The 26,479-nt window shown below is 59.3% G+C and carries 23 protein-coding genes, 1 tRNA gene and 1 rRNA gene; 21 read left to right on the forward strand and 4 right to left on the reverse strand.

Annotated features, from left to right (window positions below):
* The 15 genes from rrf (at position 1) to GWQ29_RS19700 (ending at position 14,762) form a co-directional block, all read left to right on the forward strand.
* Positions 1–114, forward strand: a 5S ribosomal RNA gene (gene rrf / locus GWQ29_RS19630).
* 106 nt (positions 115–220) lie between these two features.
* Positions 221–296: transfer RNA gene (locus GWQ29_RS19635), tRNA-Thr, on the forward strand.
* A gap of 271 nt (positions 297–567) precedes the next feature.
* Positions 568–1,833 (forward strand): cytosine deaminase, encoded by a 1,266-nt coding sequence (locus GWQ29_RS19640; protein ID WP_275920140.1) that lies wholly within the window; start codon positions 568–570, stop codon positions 1,831–1,833.
* An 89-nt stretch (positions 1,834–1,922) separates the two neighbouring features.
* Positions 1,923–2,300 carry a fluoride efflux transporter CrcB gene (crcB, locus tag GWQ29_RS19645; protein WP_005320732.1) on the forward strand — a complete coding sequence of 126 codons (378 nt, stop codon included), beginning with the start codon at positions 1,923–1,925 and terminating at the stop codon, positions 2,298–2,300.
* A 65-nt stretch (positions 2,301–2,365) separates the two neighbouring features.
* Positions 2,366–3,118: a bifunctional demethylmenaquinone methyltransferase/2-methoxy-6-polyprenyl-1,4-benzoquinol methylase UbiE gene (ubiE, locus tag GWQ29_RS19650; RefSeq protein WP_275910043.1), complete on the forward strand. Its 753-nt coding sequence runs from the start codon at positions 2,366–2,368 to the stop codon at positions 3,116–3,118.
* An 8-nt stretch (positions 3,119–3,126) separates the two neighbouring features.
* A complete protein-coding gene (locus tag GWQ29_RS19655) occupies positions 3,127–3,735 on the forward strand; it encodes an SCP2 sterol-binding domain-containing protein (RefSeq protein ID WP_275920141.1) in 609 nt (202 codons plus the stop codon).
* The gene (gene ubiB / locus GWQ29_RS19660; protein WP_275920142.1) at positions 3,735–5,375 is read left to right on the forward strand and encodes a ubiquinone biosynthesis regulatory protein kinase UbiB; all 1,641 of its coding nucleotides are present in this window, start codon (positions 3,735–3,737) and stop codon (positions 5,373–5,375) included. Before GWQ29_RS19655 ends, ubiB begins: the two co-directional genes overlap by 1 nt.
* Positions 5,376–5,488: 113 nt before the next feature.
* The gene (gene tatA / locus GWQ29_RS19665) at positions 5,489–5,734 is read left to right on the forward strand and encodes a Sec-independent protein translocase subunit TatA (RefSeq protein ID WP_005320705.1); all 246 of its coding nucleotides are present in this window, start codon (positions 5,489–5,491) and stop codon (positions 5,732–5,734) included.
* Positions 5,735–5,737: 3 nt separating this feature from the next.
* A complete protein-coding gene (gene tatB / locus GWQ29_RS19670; RefSeq protein WP_275910040.1) occupies positions 5,738–6,184 on the forward strand; it encodes a Sec-independent protein translocase protein TatB in 447 nt (148 codons plus the stop codon).
* Positions 6,181–6,936, forward strand: a complete 756-nt coding sequence (gene tatC, locus GWQ29_RS19675) for a twin-arginine translocase subunit TatC (protein ID WP_275920143.1) — start codon at positions 6,181–6,183, stop codon at positions 6,934–6,936. The genes tatB and tatC overlap by 4 nt, the downstream gene beginning before the upstream one ends.
* 111 nt (positions 6,937–7,047) lie before the next feature.
* Positions 7,048–7,833 carry a TatD family hydrolase gene (locus GWQ29_RS19680; RefSeq protein WP_275920144.1) on the forward strand — a complete coding sequence of 262 codons (786 nt, stop codon included), beginning with the start codon at positions 7,048–7,050 and terminating at the stop codon, positions 7,831–7,833.
* Positions 7,834–7,836: 3 nt separating this feature from the next.
* Positions 7,837–8,856, forward strand: a complete 1,020-nt coding sequence (gene hemB / locus GWQ29_RS19685) for a porphobilinogen synthase (protein ID WP_111589783.1) — start codon at positions 7,837–7,839, stop codon at positions 8,854–8,856.
* Between the two features lie 223 nt (positions 8,857–9,079).
* Positions 9,080–11,122, forward strand: coding sequence for an oligopeptidase A (prlC, locus tag GWQ29_RS19690; protein WP_265462958.1), 2,043 nt, complete (start codon positions 9,080–9,082; stop codon positions 11,120–11,122).
* A gap of 205 nt (positions 11,123–11,327) precedes the next feature.
* Positions 11,328–13,874, forward strand: coding sequence for a bifunctional diguanylate cyclase/phosphodiesterase (locus tag GWQ29_RS19695; protein WP_275920145.1), 2,547 nt, complete (start codon positions 11,328–11,330; stop codon positions 13,872–13,874).
* A 138-nt stretch (positions 13,875–14,012) separates the two neighbouring features.
* Positions 14,013–14,762, forward strand: a complete 750-nt coding sequence (locus GWQ29_RS19700; RefSeq protein WP_021139514.1) for a class I SAM-dependent methyltransferase — start codon at positions 14,013–14,015, stop codon at positions 14,760–14,762.
* 69 nt (positions 14,763–14,831) lie between these two features.
* Here GWQ29_RS19700 and GWQ29_RS19705 read toward each other — a convergent pair whose 3' ends face one another.
* Genes GWQ29_RS19705 through rhlB form a run of 3 tightly spaced genes read right to left on the reverse strand, consistent with a single transcriptional unit; the run spans position 14,832 to position 17,910 of the window.
* Entirely contained in the window at positions 14,832–15,086 is a 255-nt protein-coding gene (locus GWQ29_RS19705; RefSeq protein WP_275910036.1) for a Rho-binding antiterminator, read from the reverse strand.
* Positions 15,087–15,116: 30 nt separating this feature from the next.
* Positions 15,117–16,607: a guanosine-5'-triphosphate,3'-diphosphate diphosphatase gene (gppA, locus tag GWQ29_RS19710; protein WP_058406732.1), complete on the reverse strand. Its 1,491-nt coding sequence runs from the start codon at positions 16,605–16,607 to the stop codon at positions 15,117–15,119.
* 13 nt (positions 16,608–16,620) lie between these two features.
* The gene (gene rhlB, locus GWQ29_RS19715; protein WP_219598080.1) at positions 16,621–17,910 is read right to left on the reverse strand and encodes an ATP-dependent RNA helicase RhlB; all 1,290 of its coding nucleotides are present in this window, start codon (positions 17,908–17,910) and stop codon (positions 16,621–16,623) included.
* Positions 17,911–18,023: 113 nt separating this feature from the next.
* Between rhlB and trxA the strand changes: the two genes are divergently transcribed.
* The 5 genes from trxA (at position 18,024) to fre (ending at position 23,281) form a co-directional block, all read left to right on the forward strand.
* The gene (gene trxA, locus GWQ29_RS19720) at positions 18,024–18,350 is read left to right on the forward strand and encodes a thioredoxin TrxA (protein ID WP_005320671.1); all 327 of its coding nucleotides are present in this window, start codon (positions 18,024–18,026) and stop codon (positions 18,348–18,350) included.
* Positions 18,351–18,556: 206 nt separating this feature from the next.
* Entirely contained in the window at positions 18,557–19,822 is a 1,266-nt protein-coding gene (gene rho / locus GWQ29_RS19725) for a transcription termination factor Rho (protein ID WP_005320670.1), read from the forward strand.
* Positions 19,823–19,928: 106 nt separating this feature from the next.
* Positions 19,929–20,936 (forward strand): hypothetical protein, encoded by a 1,008-nt coding sequence (locus GWQ29_RS19730; RefSeq protein ID WP_265434572.1) that lies wholly within the window; start codon positions 19,929–19,931, stop codon positions 20,934–20,936.
* Between the two features lie 33 nt (positions 20,937–20,969).
* A complete protein-coding gene (gene ubiD, locus GWQ29_RS19735) occupies positions 20,970–22,439 on the forward strand; it encodes a 4-hydroxy-3-polyprenylbenzoate decarboxylase (protein ID WP_005320666.1) in 1,470 nt (489 codons plus the stop codon).
* Between the two features lie 143 nt (positions 22,440–22,582).
* Complete coding sequence (gene fre, locus GWQ29_RS19740) at positions 22,583–23,281, forward strand: NAD(P)H-flavin reductase (protein WP_275920146.1); 699 nt, start codon at positions 22,583–22,585, stop codon at positions 23,279–23,281.
* 169 nt (positions 23,282–23,450) lie between these two features.
* Here fre and GWQ29_RS19745 read toward each other — a convergent pair whose 3' ends face one another.
* Positions 23,451–23,708, reverse strand: a complete 258-nt coding sequence (locus tag GWQ29_RS19745) for an accessory factor UbiK family protein (RefSeq protein WP_005320662.1) — start codon at positions 23,706–23,708, stop codon at positions 23,451–23,453.
* A 300-nt stretch (positions 23,709–24,008) separates the two neighbouring features.
* On the opposite strand from GWQ29_RS19745, the gene GWQ29_RS19750 reads away from it, so the two are divergent.
* A complete protein-coding gene (locus GWQ29_RS19750) occupies positions 24,009–26,423 on the forward strand; it encodes a VolA/Pla-1 family phospholipase (protein ID WP_275910035.1) in 2,415 nt (804 codons plus the stop codon).
* Positions 26,424–26,479: the final 56 nt, after the last annotated feature.

Below are 26,479 nucleotides of genomic sequence, written 5' to 3' on the forward strand. Positions count from 1 at the left end.
CTGGCGGCCATAGCGCCGTGGAACCACCTGATCCCATGCCGAACTCAGAAGTGAAACGCGGTAGCGCCGATGGTAGTGTGGCATTCGCCATGCGAGAGTAGGACACTGCCAGGCTTCAATTAAGCAATCACAGCGATGTGGTTGGTCGTGTGACAACGTAAGGTTGTTGCGGACAAGAGATTTAGATAACGCACGCAGTGCGGTCTTTACCGGTTAGTGTGCTGATATGGCTCAGTTGGTAGAGCGCATCCTTGGTAAGGATGAGGTCCCCAGTTCGACTCTGGGTATCAGCACCATTAAATATTAAAGCCTCCCAATCGGGAGGCTTTTTTGCATCTGCGTTTCTCAGTTTACTGAGATTTTTCTGGCATCCAGATAGAGACGGGTCTGATCCGAGGCCCCTATTTCGGTCAATCCTGCCTTCATTCCGGTCAATTCATTTTATTGTTGCCGTTTGCCAATAGTGTCAGCTTCATATGTATTCAACGTGAATGCTGTTCTATTAAATTGATCCGAGCTAAGTTGTCGATTGGAAAGGTAATAGGTGTCAGAAAAAGGATGAAAAACATGCTGATAAAGAATGTGTGTCTGACTGACAGGGAGGGGTTGTGGCAAATCCTCTGTCAGGATGGGTTGATCCGGACCATAGCGCCCATGAGCACTCATATTCTGTCTGCCCGGGAGCTGGATGGGGAAGCAGGCCTGGCTATTGCACCTTTTATCGAGCCTCATATTCACCTCGACACTACCCAGACTGCCGGGGAGCCAAGCTGGAATCTGTCCGGTACCCTGTTCGAGGGGATAGAGCGCTGGGCCGAGCGCAAGGCGCTGCTGACTCATGAAGATGTGAAACAGCGGGCCATCCAGACCCTGAAATGGCAGATGGCCAACGGCATCCAGTTTGTCCGCACCCATGTGGATGTCTCCGACCCCAATCTGGTGGCCCTGAAAGCCATGCTGGAGGTGCGGGAGGAGATGAAGGAGTGGGTCGAGCTGCAGATAGTGGCCTTTCCGCAGGAGGGGATCCTCTCTTATCCCAATGGCAAGGCCTTGCTGGAAGAGGCGCTCAGGCTGGGAGCCGACGTGATTGGCGCCATACCCCATTTCGAGTTTACCCGGGAATATGGGGTCGAAAGTCTGCATTACATCTTCGATCTTGCCGAGAAGTATCAGGTTCTGGTAGATGTTCATTGTGACGAGATCGATGACGAGCAGTCCCGCTTTATCGAGACCCTGGCGACTCTGGCTTACGAGCGCGGCATGGGCCATAGGGTGACCGCCAGCCATACCACAGCCATGCACTCCTACAACGGGGCCTATGCTTCCCGCCTGTTCCGGCTGCTCAAGATGGCGGACATCAACTTCGTCGCCAATCCGTTGGTGAACATCCACCTGCAGGGACGGTTCGATACCTATCCCAAGCGTCGCGGCATCACCAGAGTGAAGGAGATGCTGGAGGCCAACATCAATGTCTGCTTCGGCCACGATGATGTGTTCGATCCCTGGTATCCCATGGGCACCGCCAACATGCTACAGGTGCTGCACATGGGGCTTCATGTGTGCCAGATCATGGGTTATGAGCAGATCAACGACAGCTTGAAACTGATCAGCCGCCATAGCGCCCGTACCCTGAATGTGCAGGATCGCTACGGCATCGAGGTGGGCAAGCCGGCCAATCTGCTGATCCTGCCTGCCGAGAATGGCTTTGATGCGGTTCGCCGTCAGGTGCCGGTGCGTTACTCCATTCGCCATGGTCGGGTGATTGCCGAGACCAGGCCAGCCCAGGCCTCACTCCATCTGGATCGGGTCGAGCCGGTCGATTTTCGCCGCTAAGACGGCACTGCTGTGTCGATTAATTGCCTGTCTGTCCTCTGCTGTGGATATTTTGCATAATGTCGGCCTGATATTACGGAGTCTGCCCCATGCAAACCTGGTTATTTGTTGCAGCCGGTGGTGCCATCGGTGCCTGCCTGCGCTTTGGTATATCCGAGCTGATGGCGTTATTGCTGGGTCGCCATTTCCCCTACGGCACCCTGGTGGTCAATGTGGTGGGCTCTTTCATCATGGGTATCGCCTTTGCCCTTATCAGTCACGGTCATGTGGTGGAACACCCTATGAAGCCGTTGCTGATGGTGGGGATCCTCGGGGCCCTGACTACCTTCTCTTCCTTCGCGCTGGATACAGTCGTGCTGGCGCAGCAGGGGGCCTACCTGAAGGCGGTGCTGAATATGGGTCTCAACCTGTCCCTCTGCCTGGCCATGGTGTTGTTGGGGATGCAGTTGGTCGCCAGCCGGGTTTAAGGTGTCCGCACGCCATTGGCTCTGGTAAACTGGCGACCATTCTTTGCTCTATGGGTGTTTAAGGGATGTCAGAACAGACTACGACAACGCATTTTGGCTTTAAAACCGTGGCCGCGACCGAGAAGGAAACTCTGGTTGCCGGCGTCTTCCATTCGGTGGCAGCCAAGTATGATCTGATGAACGATCTGATGTCGTTCGGCATCCACCGCCTGTGGAAGCGCTTCACCATCGATTGTTCCGGTGTGCGCAAGGGCCAGAAGGTGCTGGATCTGGCCGGTGGTACCGGTGATCTGACCGCCAAGTTCTCCCGCATCGTCGGCGAGACAGGTCAGGTGGTGCTGGCAGATATCAATGACTCCATGCTCAAGGTGGGCCGCGACAAGCTGCGCAACCTGGGGGTGGCGAACAACGTTTCCTACGTGCAAGCCAACGCCGAGGCACTGCCCTTCCCGGACAATCACTTCGATGTCATCACCATCGGCTTCGGCCTTCGCAATGTGACCGACAAGGACAAGGCGCTGGCCTCCATGTACCGTGTGCTCAAGCCGGGTGGCCGCCTGCTGGTGCTGGAGTTTTCCAAGCCGGCCAGCGAAGTGATCGCCAAGCTCTACGATCTCTACTCCTTCAAGTTGTTGCCGAAAATGGGCGAACTTGTCGCGAACGACGGTGAAAGCTACAAGTATCTGGCAGAATCCATCCGCATGCACCCGGACCAGCAGACCCTGAAGGGGATGATGGAAAATGTCGGTTTCGAGCAGGTTGAGTTCTACAACCTGACCCAGGGTGTGGTTGCCCTGCACCGCGGTTACAAGTTTTAAGGTTGCCTATGCCGATGGATGTCATGGTCACTGCCGTGATCGAAACCAGCCTCAATCAGCTGCTGAGGTTCGACAAGCAGAGCCCGGAGCGGTTGCGCAAGCTGACGGGCAAGGTGCTCAAGCTGGAATTGCGTGAGCTCAAACCGCTCTGGTTCGTCTTCTCCGATCGCCGGCTCGATGTGCTGGCTCAGCATGAGGGTGAGGCCGATGCCGTGCTCAGCCTGTCGCTGACGGCGCTTGGCCTGCTGAAAGACCCGTCCGCTCTTACCCGTTATATCCGCGAGGAGAAGCTGGATCTGAGCGGCGATCCCCAGCTGGTACAGGCGTTCAGTGTCTTGCTTGGCGAGCTGGATATCGACTGGGAAGAGGAGCTGTCGCGCTATACCGGCGACGTGCTGGCTCACACCCTGTTCAGCGGTGCCCGTCAGGCGCGCCGCGTGCTGGGGCGCGAGCTGTGCCGCTCCCAGCGTCAGTTGGCCGAATACCTGACCGAAGAGATCCGGCTCGCTCCCGGTCCGCTGGAGGTGGCGAGCTTCAACGATGACGTCGAGGTGCTGGCGCAACAGATGAAAGCAGTCGAGCTACGGCTGGCACGCTTCGAACAGCAGGTAGCCTGATGACCCCGAAGGAGTTCAAGCGCCTCTATCGCATCATCACCATACTGCTGGAGCAGGGCATAGATGAACTGGTGCCTGCCCGCTATCAACCCTGGCCGGGTCGTCTGGCTCGTCGCAGCCTGTTCTGGCTGAAGAAAAAGCAGCCCGATCTTAGCCGGGGTGCCCGCATTCGCCTCGCCTTCGAGGCTCTCGGCCCCATCTTCATCAAGTTCGGTCAGATGCTGTCGACCCGGCGCGATCTTCTGCCGCCGGATATCGCCGAAGAGCTGGCCATGTTGCAGGACAGAGTTCCCCCCTTCTGCGGTCAGGCGGCCCGTCTCAAGATCGAGGAGAGCCTGGGTTGCCCCGTCGAGACGCTGTTCGACGATTTCGACGAGACGCCGCTGGCATCGGCCTCCATCGCCCAGGTCCATACCGGTCGATTGAAGGAGAATGGCCGCGAGATCGTCATCAAGGTGATCCGCCCGGATATAGAGCCGGTCATCGAGGCCGACCTGCGTCTGATGCAGACCCTGGCCCGTCTGGTGGCCCGTTTCGTACCTCAGAGCGCGCGCCTGCGACCCATCGAGGTGGTGGAAGAGTATCGCAAGACCATACTCGAAGAATTGAACCTGATGCGAGAAGCGGCCAATGCCATCCAGCTGCGCCGCAACTTCACCGGTTCCGATGCGCTCTACGTGCCCGAGGTGTTCACCGAACACTGCCGTGAGCATGTGCTGGTGATGGAGCGCATCTACGGCATTCCTGTCTCCGACATTCCGGCATTGGAAGCCAACGGCACCAACATGAAGCTGTTGGCCGAGCGGGGTGTGGAAGTCTTCTTCACCCAGGTGTTCCGTGACAGTTTCTTCCACGCCGACATGCACCCGGGCAACATCTTCGTCTCCTATGAGCATCCCGACAATCCGCTCTGGATCGGCATAGACTGCGGCATAGTCGGCACCCTGAATCGGGAAGACAAGCGCTACCTGGCCGAGAACTTCCTCGCCTTCTTCAACCGCGACTATCAAAGGGTGGCGGAGCTGCATGTGGAGTCTGGCTGGGTACCACCCGATACCAAGGTGGATGAATTCGAATTTGCCATTCGCACCGTGCTGGAACCCATCTTCGAGAAACCGCTGTCCGAGATTTCGTTCGGCCACGTGCTGCTCAACCTGTTCAATACAGCCCGTCGCTTCAATATGGCGGTGCAGCCGCAACTGGTGCTGCTGCAAAAGACCCTGCTTTATGTGGAAGGGTTGGGTCGTCAACTCTATCCCCAGCTGGACCTGTGGCAGACCGCCAAGCCTTATCTGGAAAACTGGATGCAGGAGCAGGTCGGGCCGAAAGCGGTGTGGAATGCCATCAAGGAGAAGGCGCCGTTCTGGGCGGAGAAGCTGCCGGAGTTGCCCGAGCTGGTCTACGAGACACTGCGCCAGACCCGTCATCAGCAGCGCCACTTCGACCAGATGTTTGCCGATTTTCGCCGTCATAGCCGGCGGCAGGGGCAGGCACGCTACCTCTTAGGGGTTGGAGCCAGCCTGCTGTTGGTGGGTGTATTCTTGCTGACTCAAAAACAACACATTGAATGGGGACAAATCAGCCTGGCTGGTGCCGGATTATGCTGGCTGCTTGGGTGGTTCAAGGCCCGTTCACACTAATTGCCTGCTTGCACACCTCAAGTGCCAGTTTGGAAAAGATTACGTGCTGGTATCAGTATCGTGCTCGTCAATAACACACTCGCGCTCCTTGGCGCCAATTTTGGAGAAATATCATGGGTGGTATCAGTATTTGGCAGTTGTTGATCATCGCGGCCATCGTAGTCTTGCTGTTCGGCACCAAGAAATTGCGCGGGATCGGTGGTGATCTGGGCGCGGCCGTCAAAGGCTTCAAGAAAGCCATGTCTGACGAACCCGAGGCCAAGCCGGCCGAGAAGGATGCAGATTTCGATCCGAAACAGCTGAACGATGCGGCTACCAGAGCCGAGGCCGCCAAGCAGAAAGACAAAGATCAGGCTTAAGCCATGTTCGATATCGGTTTCTGGGAACTGGTTGTCATCGGCATCGTCGCCCTGGTGGTGCTCGGCCCCGAGCGGCTGCCCGTGGCGATCCGTACCGCCAGCCACTGGATCAGACTGATCCGCAGCACTGCCAACTCGGTCAAGTCCGAGCTGGAGCAGGAGCTGAGGTTGCAAGAGCTGCACAACGACCTGAAGAAGGCCGAACAGTTGCAGATGAGCAACCTGAGCCCCGAGTTGCAGGAGTCTATCGAGCAGTTGAAGGCGGCGGCACAATCGGTGACCCGTCCCTATGAACAGCAAAATACCATCCATCCTGCCCCGGCTGCTGCCGAGGTGAAGGCTGAACCTGCACAACCAGCCGCGGCCATGACTCATGATGAGGCACCCATGGTGACAACCGTTCAGAGCACGGATGCCCTTGCCGACAAAAAAGAGGAGGTGAAGCCATGAGTCAGGCCGAACAACCTCTGATCAGTCATCTGATCGAACTGAGAACCCGGTTGCTGCATGCCATCTCGGCCATCCTGCTGGTGTTTGTCTGTCTGGTTTACTTTTCCAACAATATCTACGACTTCGTAGCCCAGCCGCTGCTCAGCCAGTTGCCGGCCGGCACCAGCATGATAGCGACGGATGTGGCAACCCCCTTCCTGACCCCCATCAAGCTGACGATAGTGGTCTCCTTCTTCCTGGCCATACCTTATCTGCTGTATCAGGCCTGGGCCTTCATCGCCCCCGGTCTGTACAAGCATGAACGGCGTCTCATCATGCCGTTGGTCTTCTCCAGTGCGGCACTGTTCTACGCCGGCATGGCGTTTGCGTATTACGTGGTGTTCCCGCTGGTGTTCGGCTTCTTCACCAGTACGGCGCCCGCCGGCGTGACCATCGCCACCGACATCGCCAGTTATCTGGACTTCGTGCTGACCCTGTTCTTCGCGTTCGGGGTGGCGTTCGAGATACCTGTGGCCACCATACTGCTCTGCTGGACCGGGGTGACCAACCCCCAAAGCCTGCGGGAGAAGCGCCCTTACGTTATCGTCGGGGTATTCGTGGTCGGCATGTTGCTGACGCCACCCGATGTCTTCTCCCAGACCCTGCTCGCCATTCCCATGTGGGCTTTGTGGGAGATAGGTCTGTTCTTCGCCCGTCTCTATGTGAAGAAAGAGGATGAGGAGCAACAGGAACAAACGGAAGAGGGGAGCTGAGGCTCCCTTCCTCTTTTCATGCCCACGTTCGAGGCGTATGGTGATGCCCCATCGAGTAGATGGTTTTCAAATACCTGATATGTCTTCCTTTTGTTTGGAACGTCTCATCCCATGATCGACATTGGTCTCAACCTCACCAGCAGCCAGTTTGCCGGTGAACAGCCTGAACTGGTGGCACGCGCCCGTGCCGCCGGAGTGGAAGCGCTGATCCTGACCGGTACCGATCTGGCTGGCAGCCGCGAGAGCGCCGAGTTGGCCGCCCGCTGGCCGGGTTACTGCTTCTCCACCGCCGGGGTTCACCCTCACGACGCCAAGAGTGTCGATGAGGCGACCCTGCCCGCCTTGCGCGAGCTGGCTACGCTGCCGCAGGTGGTGGCCATCGGCGAGTGCGGCCTCGACTACAACCGCGATTTCTCCCCCCGTCCGGTACAGGATGCGGTATTCGACGCCCAGTTGGCACTGGCCGCCGAGCTCGGGATGCCGGTGTTTCTCCACTGCCGCGATGCCCACGCCCGTTTCATCGAGATCCTCCGTCCCTGGTTGCCGAAACTACCGGGAGCCGTGCTGCACTGCTTCACCGGTTCCGACGAGGAGCTGGACGAGTGTCTGGCGCTGGGGCTGCATATCGGGGTGACCGGCTGGCTCTGCGACGAGCGCCGCGGCCAGCTGCTGCGCGAACAGGTGGCCCGCATTCCGGCCGGTCGGCTGATGATAGAGACAGACGCCCCCTATCTGGTGCCGCGGGATTTGAAACCCAGACCCAAACGCAACGAACCCGCTTTTTTGCCGCATATCGCCAAGGTGGTGGCGGCTTGCCGTGGTGAAGCGCCCGAGGCCTTGCTGGCCCATACCCGGGCCACCTCCGCCGCGTTCTTCCAACTTCCTCTTCAGGAGTGATTCATGGCTACAACTCTTCCGGGCGCCTTTCCGGGTCGCCGTCTGCGCCGGGTGCGCAAACATGATTTCAGCCGTCGTCTGGTGCGCGAGAACGTACTGACCGCCAACGATCTCATCTATCCCGTGTTCGTGCTGGAGGGGGAGAACCGTCGTGAGGCCGTCACCTCCATGCCGGGGGTGGATCGTCTCTCCATCGACCTGCTGCTGGCGGAAGCCGAAGAGCTGGTGGCGCTGGGCGTGCCCGCCATTGCGCTCTTCCCGGTGACCCCGCTGGAGAGCAAGAGCCTGTTGGCGGAAGAGGCCTACAGTCCGGACGGTCTGGCCCAGCGGGCGACCCGCGCCCTCAAGGCTCGTTTCCCCGAGCTGGGTGTCATTACGGACGTGGCGCTCGACCCCTTCACCACCCATGGTCAGGACGGCATCATAGATGATGAAGGCTATGTGCTGAACGACATCACCACGGAAATCCTGGTGAAGCAGGCGCTCTCCCACGCTGCCGCCGGGGCCGATATCGTTGCGCCGTCCGACATGATGGATGGCCGCATCGGCGCGATTCGCGCCGCACTGGAAGCGAACGGCTTCATCAATGTCCAGATCATGGCCTACTCCGCCAAGTATGCCTCCTGCTACTACGGCCCGTTCCGCGATGCGGTGGGCTCTGCCGGCAACCTGGGCAAGAGCAACAAGGCCACCTATCAGATGGATCCGGCCAACAGCAACGAAGCCCTGCACGAAGTGGCGCTGGATATTCAGGAAGGGGCTGACAGCGTCATGGTCAAGCCGGGCATGCCCTATCTGGATGTGATCCGTCAGGTGAAGGATCAGTTCGGCGTGCCGACTTTTGCCTATCAGGTGAGCGGCGAGTACGCCATGCACATGGCGGCGATCCAGAACGGCTGGCTGAAGGAGAAGGAGAGCATCATGGAGTCCCTGCTCTGCTTCAAGCGAGCCGGTGCCGATGGCATTCTCACCTACTTCGCCAAACGGGTTGCCCAGTGGCTGCAGGAAGACGCCAGACGCTGATGTCCGCCGTCTCATTTCCCTCACAATGCCGGCCCCTGGGCCGGCATTGTCGTCTCTGACAGCCTGATCGCTGCTTTAATGAGCATGTTTTCGCGAAAAGTGGGCAACTGACCCGGTTCACGGCGGCAAAGGCTTGATTAATGAGGTTCCTGCCTACATCTTAGGTAGTCCAAGCAGGCTTCTGGACGGCAGGGGCTGTAAGAGAATTTAGAGGTACCGCAGGATGAACAACCCTTTGCTGACAATGGACTCGCTACCCCCCTTCAGCCAGATCCAGCCCGAACAGGTGCAAGCTGCCGTGACGCAGGCCATCGCCGATTGCAAACAGAAGATCAGCGATGTGCTGGCCCAGCGCGATTCCCATACCTGGGACAGCCTGATTGCCCCGCTGGAAGAGGTGAATGACCGCCTGGCACGAGTCTGGTCGCCGGTCAGCCATCTCAACTCCGTCCTCAACAGCGAAGCGCTGCGCGCGGCCCACGACGCCTGCCTGCCGCTGCTGTCCGAATTCCAGACCTATGTCGGTCAACATGAAGGCCTCTATCAGGCTTATCTGGGCCTCTTTGAGAGCGATGATTTCCCTCGCCTCGATGGTGCCCAGCGCAAGGAGATCCAGAATACCCTGCGCGATTTTCGTCTGTCCGGTATCGGTCTGCCCGCCGAGGCGCAGCAGCGCTACGGTGAAATCCATGCCCGCCTCTCCGAGCTCGCCTCCCGCTTCAGCAACAATGTGCTGGATGCGACCCAGGGCTGGACCAAGCTGGTGAGTGACGAGGCCGAACTGGCCGGTCTGCCACAAAGCGTACTGGCTGCCGCCCGTCAGCTGGCGGAGCAGAAGGGTCAGCAGGGCTGGTTGTTCACCCTGGATATCCCCTCCTATCTGCCGGTAATGATGTATGCAGACAACCGCGAGCTGCGTGCCGAGCTGTACGAGGCATTCACGACTCGCGCCTCGGATCAGGGCCCGAACGCCGGCAAATGGGATAACTCCGCCATCATGACAGAGCTGCTCACCTTGCGTCGCGAGCTGGCCCAGCTGCTGGGCTTTGGCAGCTATGCCGAGCTCTCCCTGGCGACCAAGATGGCGGAAAAGACCGAACAGGTAGTGGGTTTCCTCACTGATCTCGCAGCCAAATCCCTGCCGCAAGGCAAGGCCGAGCTGGAAGAGATCCGCACCTTTGCCGCCGAGCATCACGGTCAGCGCGAGCTGGCGGCCTGGGATCTTCCCTATTACGCCGAGAAGCTCAAGCAGCACAAGTTCTCCATCTCCGACGAGCAACTGCGCCCCTACTTCCCTGCCAACAAGGTAGTGAAAGGGCTGTTCGAGGTGGTGAAGCGGGTATTCGGCATCAAGGTGCGCGAGCGTCTCGGCATCGACACCTGGCATCCGGACGTGCGTTTCTATGACATCTTCGATGCCGAGGATGAGCTGCGCGGCAGCTTCTACCTCGACCTCTATGCCCGTGAGCACAAGCAGGGCGGCGCCTGGATGGATGTCTGCCTGGGTCGTCGCTATCGTCAGGATGGATCCTTGCAAAAGCCGGTGGCTTACCTGACCTGCAACTTCAACGGCCCTGTGGATGGCAAACCGGCCCTGTTTACCCACGACGAGGTGGTGACCCTGTTCCACGAGTTTGGCCACGGCATTCACCACATGCTGACCCAGATCGACGTGGCCGGTGTCGCCGGCATCAACGGCGTGGCCTGGGATGCGGTGGAACTGCCGAGTCAATTCCTGGAGAACTGGTGCTGGGAATCCGAGGCGCTGGCCTTTATCTCCGGCCACCATGAGACCGGTGAGCCATTGCCTGCCGATCTGCTGGAGAAGATGCTGACTGCCCGCAACTTCCAGGCCGCCATGCAGATGTTGCGTCAGCTGGAATTCGCCTTGTTCGACTTCCGTCTGCACCAGGAGTTTGACCCGGCCAACCCGGATCAGATCCCGACCCTGCTGGCCGAGGTGCGCAGCCAGGTAGCCGTGATGACGCCGCCTGCGTTCAACCGTTTCCAGCACAGCTTCTCCCACATTTTTGCGGGCGGCTATGCGGCGGGTTACTACAGCTATAAATGGGCCGAAGTGTTGTCGGCAGATGCCTTCTCCCGCTTCGAGGAGGAGGGGATCTTCAATCCGGCCACAGGCCAATCCTTCCTGAAGAACATCCTGGAGAAGGGCGGTTCCAAGGAGCCGATGGAGCTGTTCCGAGCCTTCCGTGGCCGCGAGCCCCAAGTGGATGCTCTGCTGCGCCATAGCGGGATTGCCGCGTGAGACTCAGTGCCCCAGGCGGCCTTGAGCTTCAAGCAGGTACACTTTTGCGGCATAGTGCGATCTCCGCGTGATTTTTGAGATAAAAAGGGACCTTTTGGTCCCTTTTCTCAAGGCTTTTTAATATCTTGCGGAGTGCATGTTTGCACTGTCCCCGCCTCTTGAGTAGAGTCGGGTTCTACCTTCCAGGGAGAGAAAGAACCTTGCCATGAGGCGAGCACTCGAGTCTGTCTATCAAATCATCTCAAATCTGTCTCATTCGAGTGGTCAGGGATATTTCGATACCTTTGTGAGTGAAATCGCAGCAGCGATCGGGGCCGACTTCGTCCTGATTTCAGGTAGGGATCAAGCGGAGCTGTTTTTCAAGGTCCACGCCGCTCATCCCGCATCTCTCGACACCACAAGCTTCACTTTTCCGGTCAGCGCCACCCCGGGGGAAATCACCCTGCAAGAGGGAGAGGCCTGGTTCAGCGACCGCGTCCAGCAGTTGTTCCCCCATGCTTCTGTGTTGCAGGCCTGGCACATCCAGGCCTATGCGGGGATCGCCCTCAAGAATGCCCAGGGCGAGACCATCGGTATCTGCAGCGTGCTGTTCAAACGGCCGCTCGCCAACATGGACAAGGTGATGGGGCTGTTGCGACTGCTGGCCCCACTGGCCGGCCGTGAGCTGGCGCTGATGTTTCAGCAGCAGCCGGTGCAGAGCCAGCCCGAGTATCACCACTTCCTGCACACCATGATGTCCCACGCCCCTGTGGGGATCGGCAAGCTGGATCTGGATGGCAAGATCCTCTGGACCAACCCGGCCATCGAAAAGATGCTGGGCTACAGCCAGAGCGAGCTGCTGCACCGTACCGCCGCCGAGCTCAACCACCCGGAAGACTGGCTGCGCAGCGTCTCCTGCTATGCGGAGCTCAAGCGTGGCGAGCGCACCGCCTTCACCCAGGAGAAGCGTTACCTGCATCGAGATGGCCAGGTGCTGTGGGGCCGGGTGACCGTCACTCTGGTGCGGGATGAACATTTGCAGCCCGACTACCTGATGGTGGTGCTGGAAAATATCGATCCCCTCAAGCGCCATGCCGAGCAGCTCAAGCTCTCCCACCGGGTCTATGACAACCTCTCCGAAGCCATTCTGGTGTGTGATGCCGACAGTCGCATCATCTCGGTCAATCCGGCGTTCGAGCAGATCACCGGTTACAGCGGGGAGGAGGTGTGCGGCCAGCGTCCCAGCATGCTCAAATCCGGGCTGCACGATCAGGCCTTCTATGCCGACATGTACCATGCGCTGGAGCGGGTGGGCGTCTGGCGGGGGGAGGTGTGGAACAAGCGCAAGAATGGCAAGCTCTACCCCCAGCAGCTGATGATCAGCACCTTGCGGGAAGGGGGCAAGATCAGCCAGTACATAGGCATTTTCAGCGATCTCTCCCAGACCAAGCTGGCGGAACAGAAGATTGCCGCCCAGGCCAACTACGACAACCTCACCGGCCTGCCCAACCGCTGGCTGTTTGGTCGCTGCCTCAGCCGCTTCTGCGAGCGGGGCGAGCGCTTCGCGCTGATGGTGCTCGACCTCAACAACTTCAAGGCGGTCAACAACAGCATGGATCACCACGCTGGTGATGCCCTGCTGCGCGAGGTATCGGATCGGCTGGTGAGCCGGGTGCGCACCGAAGATCTGGTGGCCCGTATCGGCGGCGACGAGTTCGCGTTTCTGGTGCCCGGCATCGTCAACCGCCGTCAGGCCGAGGTGTTTGCCAAACAGGTGATCGGCGGCTTTGCCCGCCCCTTCATGCTGGCCAACCAGCACCTCTATGTGACGGCCACCATAGGCATCACCCTCTGCCCGGGGGATGGTGTCGAGAGCGACGAGCTGCTGCGCAACGCGGAGCAGGCGTTGTTTGCCGCCAAGCGCCAGGGGCGGATGCTGGGCAGCTACTGCGCCTCCATGCGGGAAGAGGTGCGCCAGCGCCACCAGATGCAGCAGGATCTGGCGGAGGCCATCAAGCTCGAGCAGCTGACCATGGCCTATCAGCCCATCTGGGACAACCGCAGCGGCCGGGTGGCCAAGCTGGAGGCACTGGTGCGCTGGTATCACCCGCACTGGGGTCAGGTCTCACCGGCGGACTTTATTCCGCTGGCGGAAGAAGCGGGGCTCATTCAGGGATTGGGTGCGCTGGTGCTGTGGCAGTCATGCCGGGATCTGGCGCGCTTGCAGCAGTCCGGCTTTCCGAACCTGCAGATGTCGATCAACCGCTCCACCCTGGAGTTCCAGACCATAGATCCGGAAGCGAGCGAGTGGCTCAAGGTGATTCACCACTTCGGACTCGACCCTTGCGACATCGTCATCGAGATCACCGAATCTCTGCTGATGGAGACCAGCGATCAGCACAGGGTGCGGATCGATGCCCTGCGCGAGGCGGGCTGCAAGCTGGCCATCGACGACTTCGGCACCGGCTATTCTGCCCTCAACTACCTGCGTAACTTCCCTGTGGATCTGGTCAAGATTGACAGGGCCTTCGTGCGTCATATCCCGTTCAACGAACAGGACAGGCTGCTGCTCGACGGCATCATCAACATAGTGCACAACCTCGGTATGCAGGTGGTGATCGAGGGGGTGGAGACCCGCGAGCAGCTCAACTTCCTCTGCCAGAAGGGGTGTGCCTTCACTCAGGGTTTCCTGCTCAGCCGCCCGCTGGCCTATGACGATCTGGTCGAATATCTGCAACTCAACGACAAGAGCATGTTCCTGCAGATCAGCTAGCCGATACCAGCTCTGGCGCTAACGTCAGCCTGTAGCGTGTTCTCGCCATGCCATTATGCCCCGATACGACACACCCTACAGCCGCATAAAGGGGCTGTGATACACTCCGCTCATTGAATTTAGAACGCAGCCAAGACCATGCAAATCCTCCTCGAAGACCCCACCAAGGCCGCGCAGGCACACGCGCTGGCCAGCCAGCTGAACCAGACCGACTACCCCCAGTTTGCGCTGGTGTTTACGCCTGAGCGGCTGGAGCTGCGCAAGTTGGACGAACCCAAGCTGGGTGCCGTTTATGTGGACTTCGTGGAAGGGGCGGTGGCCCATCGCCGCAAGTTTGGCGGCGGGCGCGGTCAATCCATTGCCAAGGCGGTCGGGCTCAAGGCCGGTGCAATGCCTACCGTGGTGGATGCCACCGCCGGGCTCGGCCGAGACGCCTTCGTGCTGGCCTCCCTCGGCTGCAAGGTGACCCTGATTGAGCGCAGCCCTGTGGTGGCGGCCCTGTTGCAGGATGGATTGATGCGGGCGGCACAGGATCCCGAGATAGGTCCCTGGGTCAGCGAGCGGATGCGCCTGCTGCAAGGGCCGGCGGTGGACAACCTGCTGGCGTTGCCGGAGCGGCCCGATGTCATCTACCTCGATCCCATGTTCCCTCACAAGCAAAAGTCGGCGCTGGTGAAGAAAGAGATGCGGGTGTTCCAGTCGCTGGTGGGGCCGGATCTCGATGCGGATGCCCTGCTGCCGGCCGCGCTGCAGATGGCGGACAAGCGGGTGGTGGTGAAGCGCCCCGACTACGCAGGCTGGCTCAACGAGCACAAGCCCAGCATGGCCATCGAGACCAAGAGCAACCGCTTCGATGTCTACGTGATGGCAGCGCTGGCGGCGGGTTAACTGCCAGTGTGAGCCGCTGATTAAAAAAGAGGGCCAACCCAAGGTTGGCCCTCTTTTTTCGTACCGGATTCAGTTGGTTGGGGCGAAGCGGATCAGCTTCTCTTCCCCTTGCCAGCTCAGGCGCAGGGTCGCCAGATCCCCCAGGCTGAGTCGCTCGCCACTGTGCAGCAGCAGATACTCGATACCCTCGCTGGCTTCGATGGTGCGGATCTTGTCATCCCACTGGTGGCCATCGCGGCTGGCGAGAGTCACCGGCAATTGCCAGCTGGCGGCAATTTCAAGCCAGTCGTAGAGATCGCAGCTGATGGGTTGGTAATCCGGCATGATCGGCTCCCAAACGAGCAAGTTTCTGGGTCAGGCTTCCAGCAAGCGGGTAGGCCAGCCCATCTTCTGTTGGCGTTCCACTTCGAGACGCAATTCGCTGGCGCGGAGGTAGTGCTCGTCCATCCACCCCTTGGGCAAGGTCAGGGTCAACGCCTCTTCCTCGGCCTGCAGGGTGAAGTTGGGTACTGTGCCCTGGGTACGGCGCATGCAGAGGATCAGCGAGATGCGCAGGATGCGGGCCAACCGGATCGCCTGACGACCCGTGACGGCACCCTGTTTCTCCAGGGTTTCCAGCTTGAATTCATCCCGCTGGTTGAACAGCAGGGCCGACAACAACTTCTTCTGTGCAGGGGTAAAACCCGGCATGTCGATGTTGTCTATGATGTAGGCCGCGTGTTGCGGGGCCTTCTTGTACTCGATACAGAGGCCAATCTCGTGCAGCAGGGCCGCATAACGCAGGATAGGGCGACCGTAACGTTTGGATAGGCGCCAGGCCGGTTGCAGCTGGTTGAACGCTTCTATGGCGGTGTCACGTACCCGCTCGGCGTGCTCTTTATCCAGCTGATAGCGGCTGATGAGGCTGTCGGCGGTACGATCCCGGGCATCGCAGTCGTGATTGTTGCCAAGCAGACCGTAGATAAGCCCTTCGCGCAAGGCACCACCCGCCAGGGTCATGCTCTCTATGTTCAGGGTTTCGAAGATGGCGATCAGGATGGCGAGACCGGAGGGGAATACGGTCAGCCGCTCGGCCGCCAGTCCTTCCAGCTGCAGTCGGTCCAGCCTGCCGCAGGCGATGGCCTGACCCATCAGCTCCTGCAACTTGGGCAGGGTGACCCGCTCGCTCTTCCCTTGCGCCAGCATGATCTCCTGCAGCGCCTGTACAGTGCCGGAGGCGCCGACGCAGGTGCGCCAGCCAAGGACGCAGTAATCTTCCGCCACCTTCTCCAGCACCGCCTTGGCAGCGGCAATCGCCTGCGCAAAGCGGGCTTCACTCAGCTCGCCATCACCGAAGTGGTTGTTGAGCCAGGTTACGCAGCCCATGTGCAGGCTGTTGAGCAGTTTCGCTTCGCTGTGCTCGCCAATCACCAGCTCTGTGCTGGCGCCGCCGATGTCGATCACCAGCCGGTTGCCTTCCCCGGCCGAGGTCCAGGAGACACCCTCGTAGATGGTCTTGGCCTCTTCCTCGCCAGAGATGATCTCTATGCTGTGGTTGAGCACCCGTTCCGCTTCGCTCAGGAACTCGTCGACGTTGGTGGCAAGGCGCAGTGTGGCCGTGCCCACCACCCGTATATTGTCGGCCGGAATGTCCTGCAGCTGCTCGGAGAACAGACGCAGGCAGTCCCAGCCCCGCTCCATGGCGGCACGGCTGAGACGAAATTCCGGATCGAGCCCGGCGGCGAGGCGAACCTTGCGCTTGACCTTGGTGACGGTGCGCAGGGCACCGGCGACCTCGCGCACCACCAGCATATGAAAGCTGTTGGAGCCGAGGTCAATGGCGGCATAGAGAGGCGAGTTGTGCAACTGGGCCTGTCCTTCAGCTCTTGCGTGGCGGACGACGACGGTTGTTGCTGTTGCCACCGCCCTGGCGATCCCGCATGTTGCGGTTCACCGGCTGACGGTTGCGAACGACCCGTTTCGGGGCAGTCACGTCATCCAGCAGCGCTTCACGGTCATATTTGCTGACCGGGATCGGGTGGTGGATGTACTCCTCGATGGCCGGCAGGTTGAAGGCATAGTCTTCACAGGCAAGGCTGATGGAGTGACCGCTCTTGCCGGCACGACCGGTACGACCGATACGGTGTACATAGTCTTCGGCATCGTCGGGCAGGTCGTAGTTGAAGACGTGGGTCACATCAGGAATGTGCAGACCACGGGCGGCGACGTCGGTGGCGACCAGAATATCGAGCGCACCCTTGGTGAAGTCTTCCAGGATCTTCATCCGCTTCTTCTGCGGCACGTCACCGGTCAGCAGACCGACGCGGTGGCCGTCATTCTCCAGCCACGCATGCACGTCTTCACAGACATGCTTGGTGTTGGCGAAGACGATGGCTTTTTCCGGCCACTCTTCTTCCATCAGGGAGAGCAACAGCAGCATCTTGTCTTCGTTGGAGGGGTAGAACAGCTCCTCCTGAATGCGGATGCCGGTCATCTGCTCCGGCTCTATCTGCACATGTTCCGGGTGGTTCATGTGTTCGTAGGCCAGCTCCTGCACCCGCAGGGAGAGGGTGGCGGAGAACAGCATGCTCAGACGCTCGGTCGGGGCAGGCATGCGACGGAACAGGAAGCGGATGTCCTTGATGAAACCCAGATCGAACATGCGATCCGCTTCATCCAGCACCACGACCTGAATGTTGCTCAGATCGATCACCTTGGACTTGAAGTAGTCGATGATGCGACCCGTGGTGCCGATCAGGATGTCGACGCCCTGCTCCAGCACGGCCAGCTGTTTGTCGTAACCTTCGCCACCGTAGGCGAGGCCGAGTTTCAGGCCGGTGGATGCGGAAATGGTGTCGGCATCGTTGTAGATCTGTACTGCCAGTTCCCGGGTGGGCGCCATTATGATGGCTCTGGGTTGGTTAACCAGACGGGGATTGCTCAGCGGGTGGGTCAGCAAATAGTTGAATGTCGCGGCCAGGAAGGCAATGGTCTTGCCGGTCCCTGTCTGAGCCTGACCGGCGAGGTCATGACCTTCAACCAGCAGTGGCAGAGACAGCGCCTGGATGGGCGTGCAATAGTGAAATCCCTTTGATTCCAGACCAGCCAGAACTTCGGGTTCGAGGCCCATTTGGGCGAATTTTTCGGTCGTTAAGTGTGTTTTGCTCATGGCGGTAGGTTATCAGGTTAGGCTTGCAATAATAAACAGGATCATTTCAAATAGGGCAACTATTGCCTTTGTTGATACGTCAATAAAGCCTTAATTACTGACTGGAGTTGGAGATGAGTGACAAGATTGTTCAGCTGAGCGATGCCAGCTTCGAGGCAGATGTAATCAAAGCCGATGGCGCCGTTCTGGTCGACTTCTGGGCCGAATGGTGTGGTCCGTGCAAGATGATTGCCCCTATCCTGAACGAAGTCGCCCAAGAGTATGCCGGTCGTGTGACAGTGGCGAAATTGAACATCGATCATAACGCCGACACGCCGCCCAAGTATGGCATTCGCGGTATTCCGACCCTCTTGCTGTTCAAGAATGGCGAAGTGGCTGCGACCAAGGTCGGCGCCCTGTCCAAGACTCAGCTGAAAGAGTTTCTGGACGTTAACCTGTAATAATCAAAAAGGAGCGCATTGCAATAATGCGCTCCTTGTGTTTTATCACCTAGACGCTCATCCCGATTGGTGCTAGCTTATCGTTCGTTTGCTAACCTTTTTGCCTGACTCTTTGCTTAGCAGCAGCCTGGCAAGTCAAATCCGATCAGCATCAATCCAGCAGACTGTCTCCTCATTTCAATCCTTGCTTACAGACTTTCACCACTATGAATCTGACTGAATTAAAGAACACTCCTGTGTCCGAGCTGGTAAAGCTTGGCGAATCCATGGGGTTAGAAAATCTGGCTCGGGCGCACAAGAAAGATATTATTTTCGCAATCCTCAAGGCGCACGCCAAGGGTGGCGAGGATATCTTTGGCGACGGTGTGCTGGAAATCCTGACCGACGGTTTTGGCTTCCTGCGTAGTGCAGATGGCTCCTATCTGGCTGGCCCGGACGATATTTATGTCTCCCCGAGCCAGATCCGCCGTTTCAACCTGCGAACCGGCGATACTGTTTCCGGCAAAATCCGGCCACCGAAAGAGGGCGAACGTTATTTCGCGCTGCTCAAGGTCAACGAGGTCAACTACGACCGTCCGGAAAACGTCCGCAACAAGATCCTGTTTGAAAACCTTACCCCCCTGCATGCCAACGAACGTCTGCGCATGGAACGGGGTAACGGTTCTACCGAAGATATCACAGCCCGTGTGCTGGACCTGGCTTCCCCCATCGGTAAAGGCCAGCGTGGTCTGATCGTGGCGCCGCCCAAGGCCGGTAAGACAATGCTGCTGCAGAACATCGCCCAGAGCATTGCCTACAACCACCCGGACTGTGAACTGATCGTCCTGCTGATCGACGAGCGTCCGGAAGAAGTGACCGAGATGCAACGCATGGTGAAGGGTGAAGTGATTGCTTCCACCTTCGACGAGCCTGCTTCCCGTCACGTTCAGGTTGCCGATATGGTTATCGAGAAGGCCAAGCGTCTGGTCGAGCACAAGAAGGATGTGGTCATCCTGCTGGACTCTATCACCCGTCTGGCCCGCGCCTACAACACTGTCATCCCGTCATCCGGCAAGGTACTGACAGGTGGTGTGGATGCCAACGCCCTGCACAGACCCAAGCGCTTCTTCGGCGCCGCTCGCAATGTTGAGGAAGGCGGCAGCCTGACCATCATAGCCACCGCGCTGGTGGATACCGGTTCCAAGATGGACGAGGTTATCTACGAAGAGTTCAAGGGTACCGGCAACATGGAACTGCACCTCTCGCGCAAGATTGCCGAGAAGCGCATCTACCCGGCCATCGACATCACCCGTTCCGGCACCCGGAAGGAAGAGTTGCTGACCACCGGTGATGAGCTGCAGAAGATGTGGATCCTGCGCAAGATCATTCATCCCATGGGTGAGATCGACAGCATAGAGTTCCTGATCGACAAGTTGGCGGCCACCAAGACCAACGACGAATTCTTCGACTCCATGCGGCGTCAGCAGAAGTAATCTGGTCGGAAAATGAAAAACCGCGGCTCATGTCGCGGTTTTTGTTTATCTATTTCCCGGTCGCCTGAGTAGTATGAAACCTCGATGTCACAAGGATAGGGACGTCATGAAGCTTGTATTCTGGATATGGCTGGGCTGGTTGATGGCCTTGCCGGCACATGCCTCGCCTCCTTCCCCACCCAGGGCTGCGCTGGTGGCCGACGAAGGATTGCAGGGCCATCTCGATTTTCTGGCTGGCCGATTGCAGCAGGGGCAGTTTGCCGCCATCGATGCGCTGCTGGACTCCCTGGCCGTGGGCCAGCGCGAATATCTGCTGTGCCAGCTGCTTGCCACCCTCGGCAAGACTTCCGGGGCCAGTACCCCGGAGCAGCTTGCCTGGGTGCGCGCCCAGGCGGTCAAGGCACCCCGATGGCTGGTAGAAAAAGAGGTGGATGGCTTTCTGGTCCAGCTGCCCGCCTACGATTTTGCCGCTGCGGCGCGGCTGGTGCTGAACCGCTGGCAACAGCAGGCCTGGCAGGGCAATTATCGCCAGTTGCTGGCGCAGGACAGCTTCCAGTTCAAGCAGATATACAACAGCCGCAACCCTGAACTGGCCTTGCAGCAAGAGGCGCTGCTGGCGGTGCTCGATCAGCAGCCTGCTTCTGTTTTGCAGCGTGAAGCCCATCGACTTGCCGCCATGAACATTTTCCTGCCCGATAACCAGCTGCTGCGACAACTGGTCGAACGCACCGGCGATAGCGCTCTCTATCTAAAGCTGTGGCGTCAACCAGTGGATCACGATAGCGTGGCTGCCCTGAAAAGCGTGGCTCGTTTTCACCAGGGTCAGGATGCAAGCAGCCTGCTGATCGCCGCCAGCCGCAACAGTCGCCTGAAACAGCCAGCCCTGCACCAGCTCAGCCAGCTCTCTCCCTTGCCCGAGGCGGCTCAGCAATTCCTGCTGGCCGAGCTTGGCAATCGCAATTACAGCGGTCAGGTCGCCAGCCTCTTGCTGCAGATGGATGAACCCAGGTTGCTTGCCCAGTTCGCCGATCGGCTCACACGACAGGAAAAGCGCCATTCGAGTTCAGTGATGCTGCCTGATACGGGTACACCCGCTGCCCAGCCAGGGTTATAATGCGGCATCTCCTGAACCCGGTAGGGTACCTGCATGAAATACAAGGATTTGCGTGATTTCATCGCGCAGCTGGAACAAAACGGACAACTAAAGCGCATCACTCGCGAGATAGATCCCTATCTGGAGATGACCGAAATCAGCGATCGCACCCTGCGTGCAGGTGGCCCGGCCCTGCTGTTCGAGAATCCCAAAGGCTACTCCATGCCGGTGCTGACCAACCTGTTCGGCACCCCGGATCGGGTCGCCATGGGAATGGGTCAGCCCAACGTCGGCGCCCTGCGCCAGGTGGGCACCTGGCTCTCCTACCTGAAGGAGCCCGAGCCGCCCCGTGGGCTCAAGGAGCTGATGGAGAAGCTGCCCATCTTCAAGCAGGTGCTCAACATGCCGACCAAGCGGCTCTCCTCCGCCCCTTGCCAGCAACTGGTGCTGGAAGGGGAGGCGGTCGATCTGGACCAGATCCCGATCCAGCACTGCTGGCCCGGTGATGTGGCGCCCCTGGTCACCTGGGGTCTCACCATTACTCGCGGCCCCTACAAGAAGCGCCAGAACCTCGGTATCTACCGCCAGCAGAAGATCGGCAAGAACAAGCTGATCATGCGCTGGCTCGATCATCGCGGTGGCGCCATCGATTTTCGCGAGTGGCAGGAAGCCCACCCGGGGGAGCGTTTCCCCGTGGTGGTGGCGCTTGGCGCCGATCCTGCAACCATACTCGGTGCTGTGACCCCAGTGCCCGACTCCCTCTCGGAGTATGCGTTTGCGGGTTTGCTGCGTGGCAGCCGCACCGAGGTGGTAAAGGCCCTCAGTTGCGATCTGGAAGTACCCGCCAGTGCCGAAATCGTGCTGGAAGGTTATCTGGAGCCGGGCGAGTTGGCGCCGGAAGGACCCTATGGGGACCACACCGGTTACTACAACGAGGTGGACGAGTTCCCGGTCTTTACCATCACTCACATGACAATGCGCCGCGATGCCATCTATCACAGCACCTACACTGGCCGTCCACCCGATGAGCCTGCCGTGCTGGGGGTGGCATTGAACGAAGTGTTCGTGCCGCTGCTGCAAAAGCAGTTCCCCGAAATCGTGGACTTCTACCTGCCGCCGGAAGGATGTTCCTACCGGATGGCGGTGGTCACCATCAAGAAGCGTTATCCCGGCCATGCCAAGCGGGTGATGCTGGGTGTCTGGTCCTTCCTGCGCCAGTTCATGTACACCAAGTTCGTTATCGTCTGTGACGACGACATCAACGCCCGTGACTGGAAGGATGTGATCTGGGCCATCACCACCCGGATGGACCCAGCCCGTGACACCACACTGATCGAACACACTCCCATCGACTATCTCGACTTCGCCTCGCCTGTGTCGGGTCTGGGTTCCAAAATGGGACTGGATGCTACCAACAAGTGGCCGGGGGAGACCAACCGTGAATGGGGTCAGCCCATAGTCCAGGACGAAGCGGTGAAGCAGAAGGTGGATTCCATCTGGGCCGAGCTGAATATTCTCGGCTAAACACGGCTGCCATGGTGCAAAAGGTTGAGGATCTCCGGGCGGAATTGGGTATGCTCGGGGAACCTGACCAGATGCACTGGTCGTCAGTCCACAGTGAATCAATGAGCGAAAGCGGGCCGAGCGAGCCCGTCACAAGGATAAGAATGCAACGTATCAAGTGCCGCGTAGAGGAACTGCGCGAATATGTCGACACCATCTGGCACGTGGTCCTGACGCCGCTGCAAGAGATCAGCTTCAAACCCGGTCAGTATCTGCTGGTGGTGATGAGTGATTCGGACAAGCGTCCTTTCTCCATCGCCAACTCACCGACTCGCCCCGGTGTGCTGGAGCTGCAGATCGGTGCAACCCCGGAGAATGCCTACGCAGGCCAGGTGCTGGCCCGTATGCGCGAGCAGGGGGAAATAGAGGTTGAACTGGCGGCAGGCAAGGCCTTCCTGCGGGAAGAGTCGCCGCGCCCACTGATCCTGATGGCTGGAGGCACCGGCTTTTCCTATGCCCGCTCCATCCTGGAGTATCTGATCGATACCGGCAGCAAGCGTCCTGTGTTCTTCTACTGGGGTGTGCGTCAGGCCCACTGGCTCTACGAACTGGAGCAGATGCAGCAGTGGGCGAGCGATTATGCGCCGCTGACCTTCATCCCTGTGGTGCAGGAGCCGGAAAGCGGCTGGACCGGCAAGAGCGGGCTGGTACACAAGGCCATCATGGATGATTTCGTCAGTCTGCATGACTACGACATCTATGTAGCTGGCCGTTTCGAGATGGCGGGTGCGGCGCGGGAGGAGTTCAAGATCCTCGGTGCCGAGCCTGAGCGCATCTTCGGCGACGCCTACGAGTTCATCTGAGTTCAGAATGGGAATCGGTAGGCCTCAAACAGGCGTCAATCGTATATGTCGGCCGATTACGCTTAGCTAATCGACCCTGCCGGCTGCTCTTCGGCGAGCCAGAAACAACAAACCCCAGCCAGGCTGGGGTTTGCTTTATGTGCTGTGCGGGCCATCGGCGACGGCCGGGTTATTCGCCCTTGGCGCCAAACTGCTGTTCCAGCTGTGCCAGCTTGGCCTCGAGGGCCGTCAGCTTCTCACGGGTGCGCAGCAGCACCTTGGTCTGTACGTCAAACTCTTCGCGACTGACCAGATCCAGCTTGTTGAGCTGAGATTGCAGCACCTGACGGATCTTCTTTTCAACCTCTTCACCCATGCTGCGAATGCCGGGCGGCAGGGAGTTGTGCACCTGTTTGGCGATCTCTTCCAGTTTCTTCGGGTCGATCATGTGATTCTCCTTAAGCAATGGCGCCATTCTACCGACAATTCATCCCCTTTGCCGAGATCGGGGTGGCTTTTTGCCATCAGGAACACAGGGCGTGCTGGTCGGGTCTGGTATCCGGAATGAAGCTGTTAACCTATCGAGTCCCGTTTCTATTCCAATTCCTTGATGTTGTACACAAAAAAAGCAGATCAGATGACCGACCAGACGCTTAACAATTGTTGCGTTGCTGTTAAGATGGTTCGGTCGGGTTTTCACCCTCCCCCGTCAGCACATCATGGATAACAACTAAAAAGAGATAAGGATATGAAAAAGAAGCTAATTTACGCCGCAGTTGTCAGTGCCCTGTTGGCTGGCTGTGGTGGCAGTGACGATAACAAAGGCGATACCTCAAGCTATCTCGACTATCTGTTGACCGGTTCCAATGCGGTACGCCCCAGTGCCCTGGCGGCACGGGCCAGCGATGGTACCCTGAAGTTCTCTACCGAGACGGCAGATCTCTCCAATCCGGTCTCTGCCATGTCAACGCTGGATGGCTGGTCCACGACCCAGGCTATCCAGATCGTGCCTGTCACCTCGTCCGGCATTCAGGTTCAGGCACCGACTGCGGCCGAGTTCAGTGCCTCTGTGGCACCGCTCTACCTGCTGGAGCTTGCCTTCGACAGCGCTGCGCTGCGCCCGAATGGCGTGAAGAAGGTGCTGACCTACGGGGTGGATTTCGTGGTGGCCGCATCGGCTGGCAAGTTGAATCTGGTGCCGCTCAAGCCGCTCAATCCTTCTTCCTACTACATGATAGTGGCCACCGATTCGCTGAAAGACAGCACCGGCAGCCCGGTACGGGCAGGTAGCGACTACAGCAACTACAAGAACAACGCGGGCAGCAATGCGCAGGAGCAGACCATCAATGGTCTGATCGCGCTGCAGGAAGGGTTGTTCAAGGCCGCAACGGGTATCGCCACGGATCACGTGATCTTCTCCGACTGGTTCGGTACCCAGTCCGGCGCCGATGTGCTGGTGGCCGTGAAAGGCGCCGCCGCATCTGTCGTGTTGCAGGGGCTGGATGCCGCCAAGGTATGGAAGCAGGATGCGTTGGGCAATACCAGCCTGCCCGGTACCTATACCCTGGCCGTGACCGGCAACGATGACTTCCTGACCCAGCTGGACAATGAGCAGTTCCTGCCGCAGGAGCAGAAGGATGCCATTGCCGCCGCCGTTGCCGCCAGCCCGACGCTGACCGGCATCGCCGGCATGACGAAGGTCTACACCGGTACGGTCAAACTGCCCTATTTCCTCTCCTCACCGGCGACCGCCGGTTCATGGGACAAAGCCAAGACCCAGTCCTGGCACGGTGCCATCCCCAGCCTGTACGCCATCGCCAATGCGCTGAAGGCATCTGACAGCGAAGTGATCGCCGGTCTGGTGGGCGCGGGTGTGGATCCGGCCCTGCTGGCAGAGTTGATGGCCGATCCGACTCGTCAGAGCGAGTTGCTGGCCGAGGCGAGCAAGCTGGTCGGGGTGACCCTCACCTCCGGCGGCAAGCCGCTGGATGCCGAGCAGAACATTGGTCGCTTCAATCCGCTGCCTGCGCTGGAAGAGGTCCAGTCAGTGCCGATGCGGATCTTCGCGGCAGCGCCGCTGGCCAATATCACCGATGTGATCATCTATCAGCACGGCGTCACCTCGGTGAAAGAGAACGCCTATGCGCTGGCACTGGGGCAGATTGGCGCTGGCATCACGGCCAGCAAAAATGTCGCAGTGGTGGTGATCGATCATCCGCTGCACGGTGAACGTGGCTTCGCCTTGAGTGGCAGCATGGATACGGTGACCACCTCCGACAATCCGACGCCGTATCTGAACCTGAGCTACCTGACAGTGGCGCGGGACAACCTGAAACAGAGCGTGGCGGATCTGCTGGGTCTGCGCATGGCGGTGGGTCTGGCCAATAGCCAGAACGCCATCGGCAGTGCCGGCAACCTCAAGGTACATTTCCTGGGTCACTCCCTGGGCGCCATTGCGGGAGCCAACCTGCTGGCGGTTGCCAACCAGCCGATCGGCAACCCGACGGCGGATGCCCTGTTCAAGTTCGATACCGGTGGTCTGGCCATGCCGGGTGGCGGCATAGCACCGCTGTTGCTGAACTCGCCGACCTTCGGCCCGACCATCAAGATGGGCGTGCTGACAGGTGGCAGTGCCGAGCTGAAGGCGGCCTTCACCGCCTATGCGCCCAACTGCCAGACGGCAGTGCCAACCTGCTTCGTCAACGAGTTCCTGCCTAGCCTGGGTGCAACCACTCAGGCGGCCGCAGCCAGCACGCTGCAGAGCTACAGCTTTGCGGCCCAGTCGGTACTGGATTCGGCGGATCCGATCAACCTCGCCAGCGGCATCAAGGCGGACTTCCCGCTGTTTGCCACCGAGATAGTGGGTGACGGTGCCCTGAGCCTGTCGGATCAGGTGATCCCGAACAGCATAGCGTCCGCTCCGCTGGGGGGCACAGAGCCGCTGTTCAAGCTGCTGGCCCTGCAACCGTTGACCGCCACCGGCGCAGCCAACCACCATGCGGCTCGTTTCGTGGCTGGCGGTCACAGCTCCTTGCTGGCACCGGACGAGAACTTCGACCCGACCGGCGCCGTCACTACCGAGATGCAGACCCAGTTCGGCAGCTTCTTTATGAGTGGCGGTACTGCGGTGCAGGTCACCGACAGTTCTCTGCTCAAGCAATAACGCTGCAGACCATAAAAAAACGCCGCCCCTTGGGGCGGCGTTTTCGTTTCTGCGAC

This window comes from Aeromonas sp. 2HA2, assembly GCF_029237345.1.
Taxonomy (GTDB): domain Bacteria; phylum Pseudomonadota; class Gammaproteobacteria; order Enterobacterales; family Aeromonadaceae; genus Aeromonas; species Aeromonas salmonicida.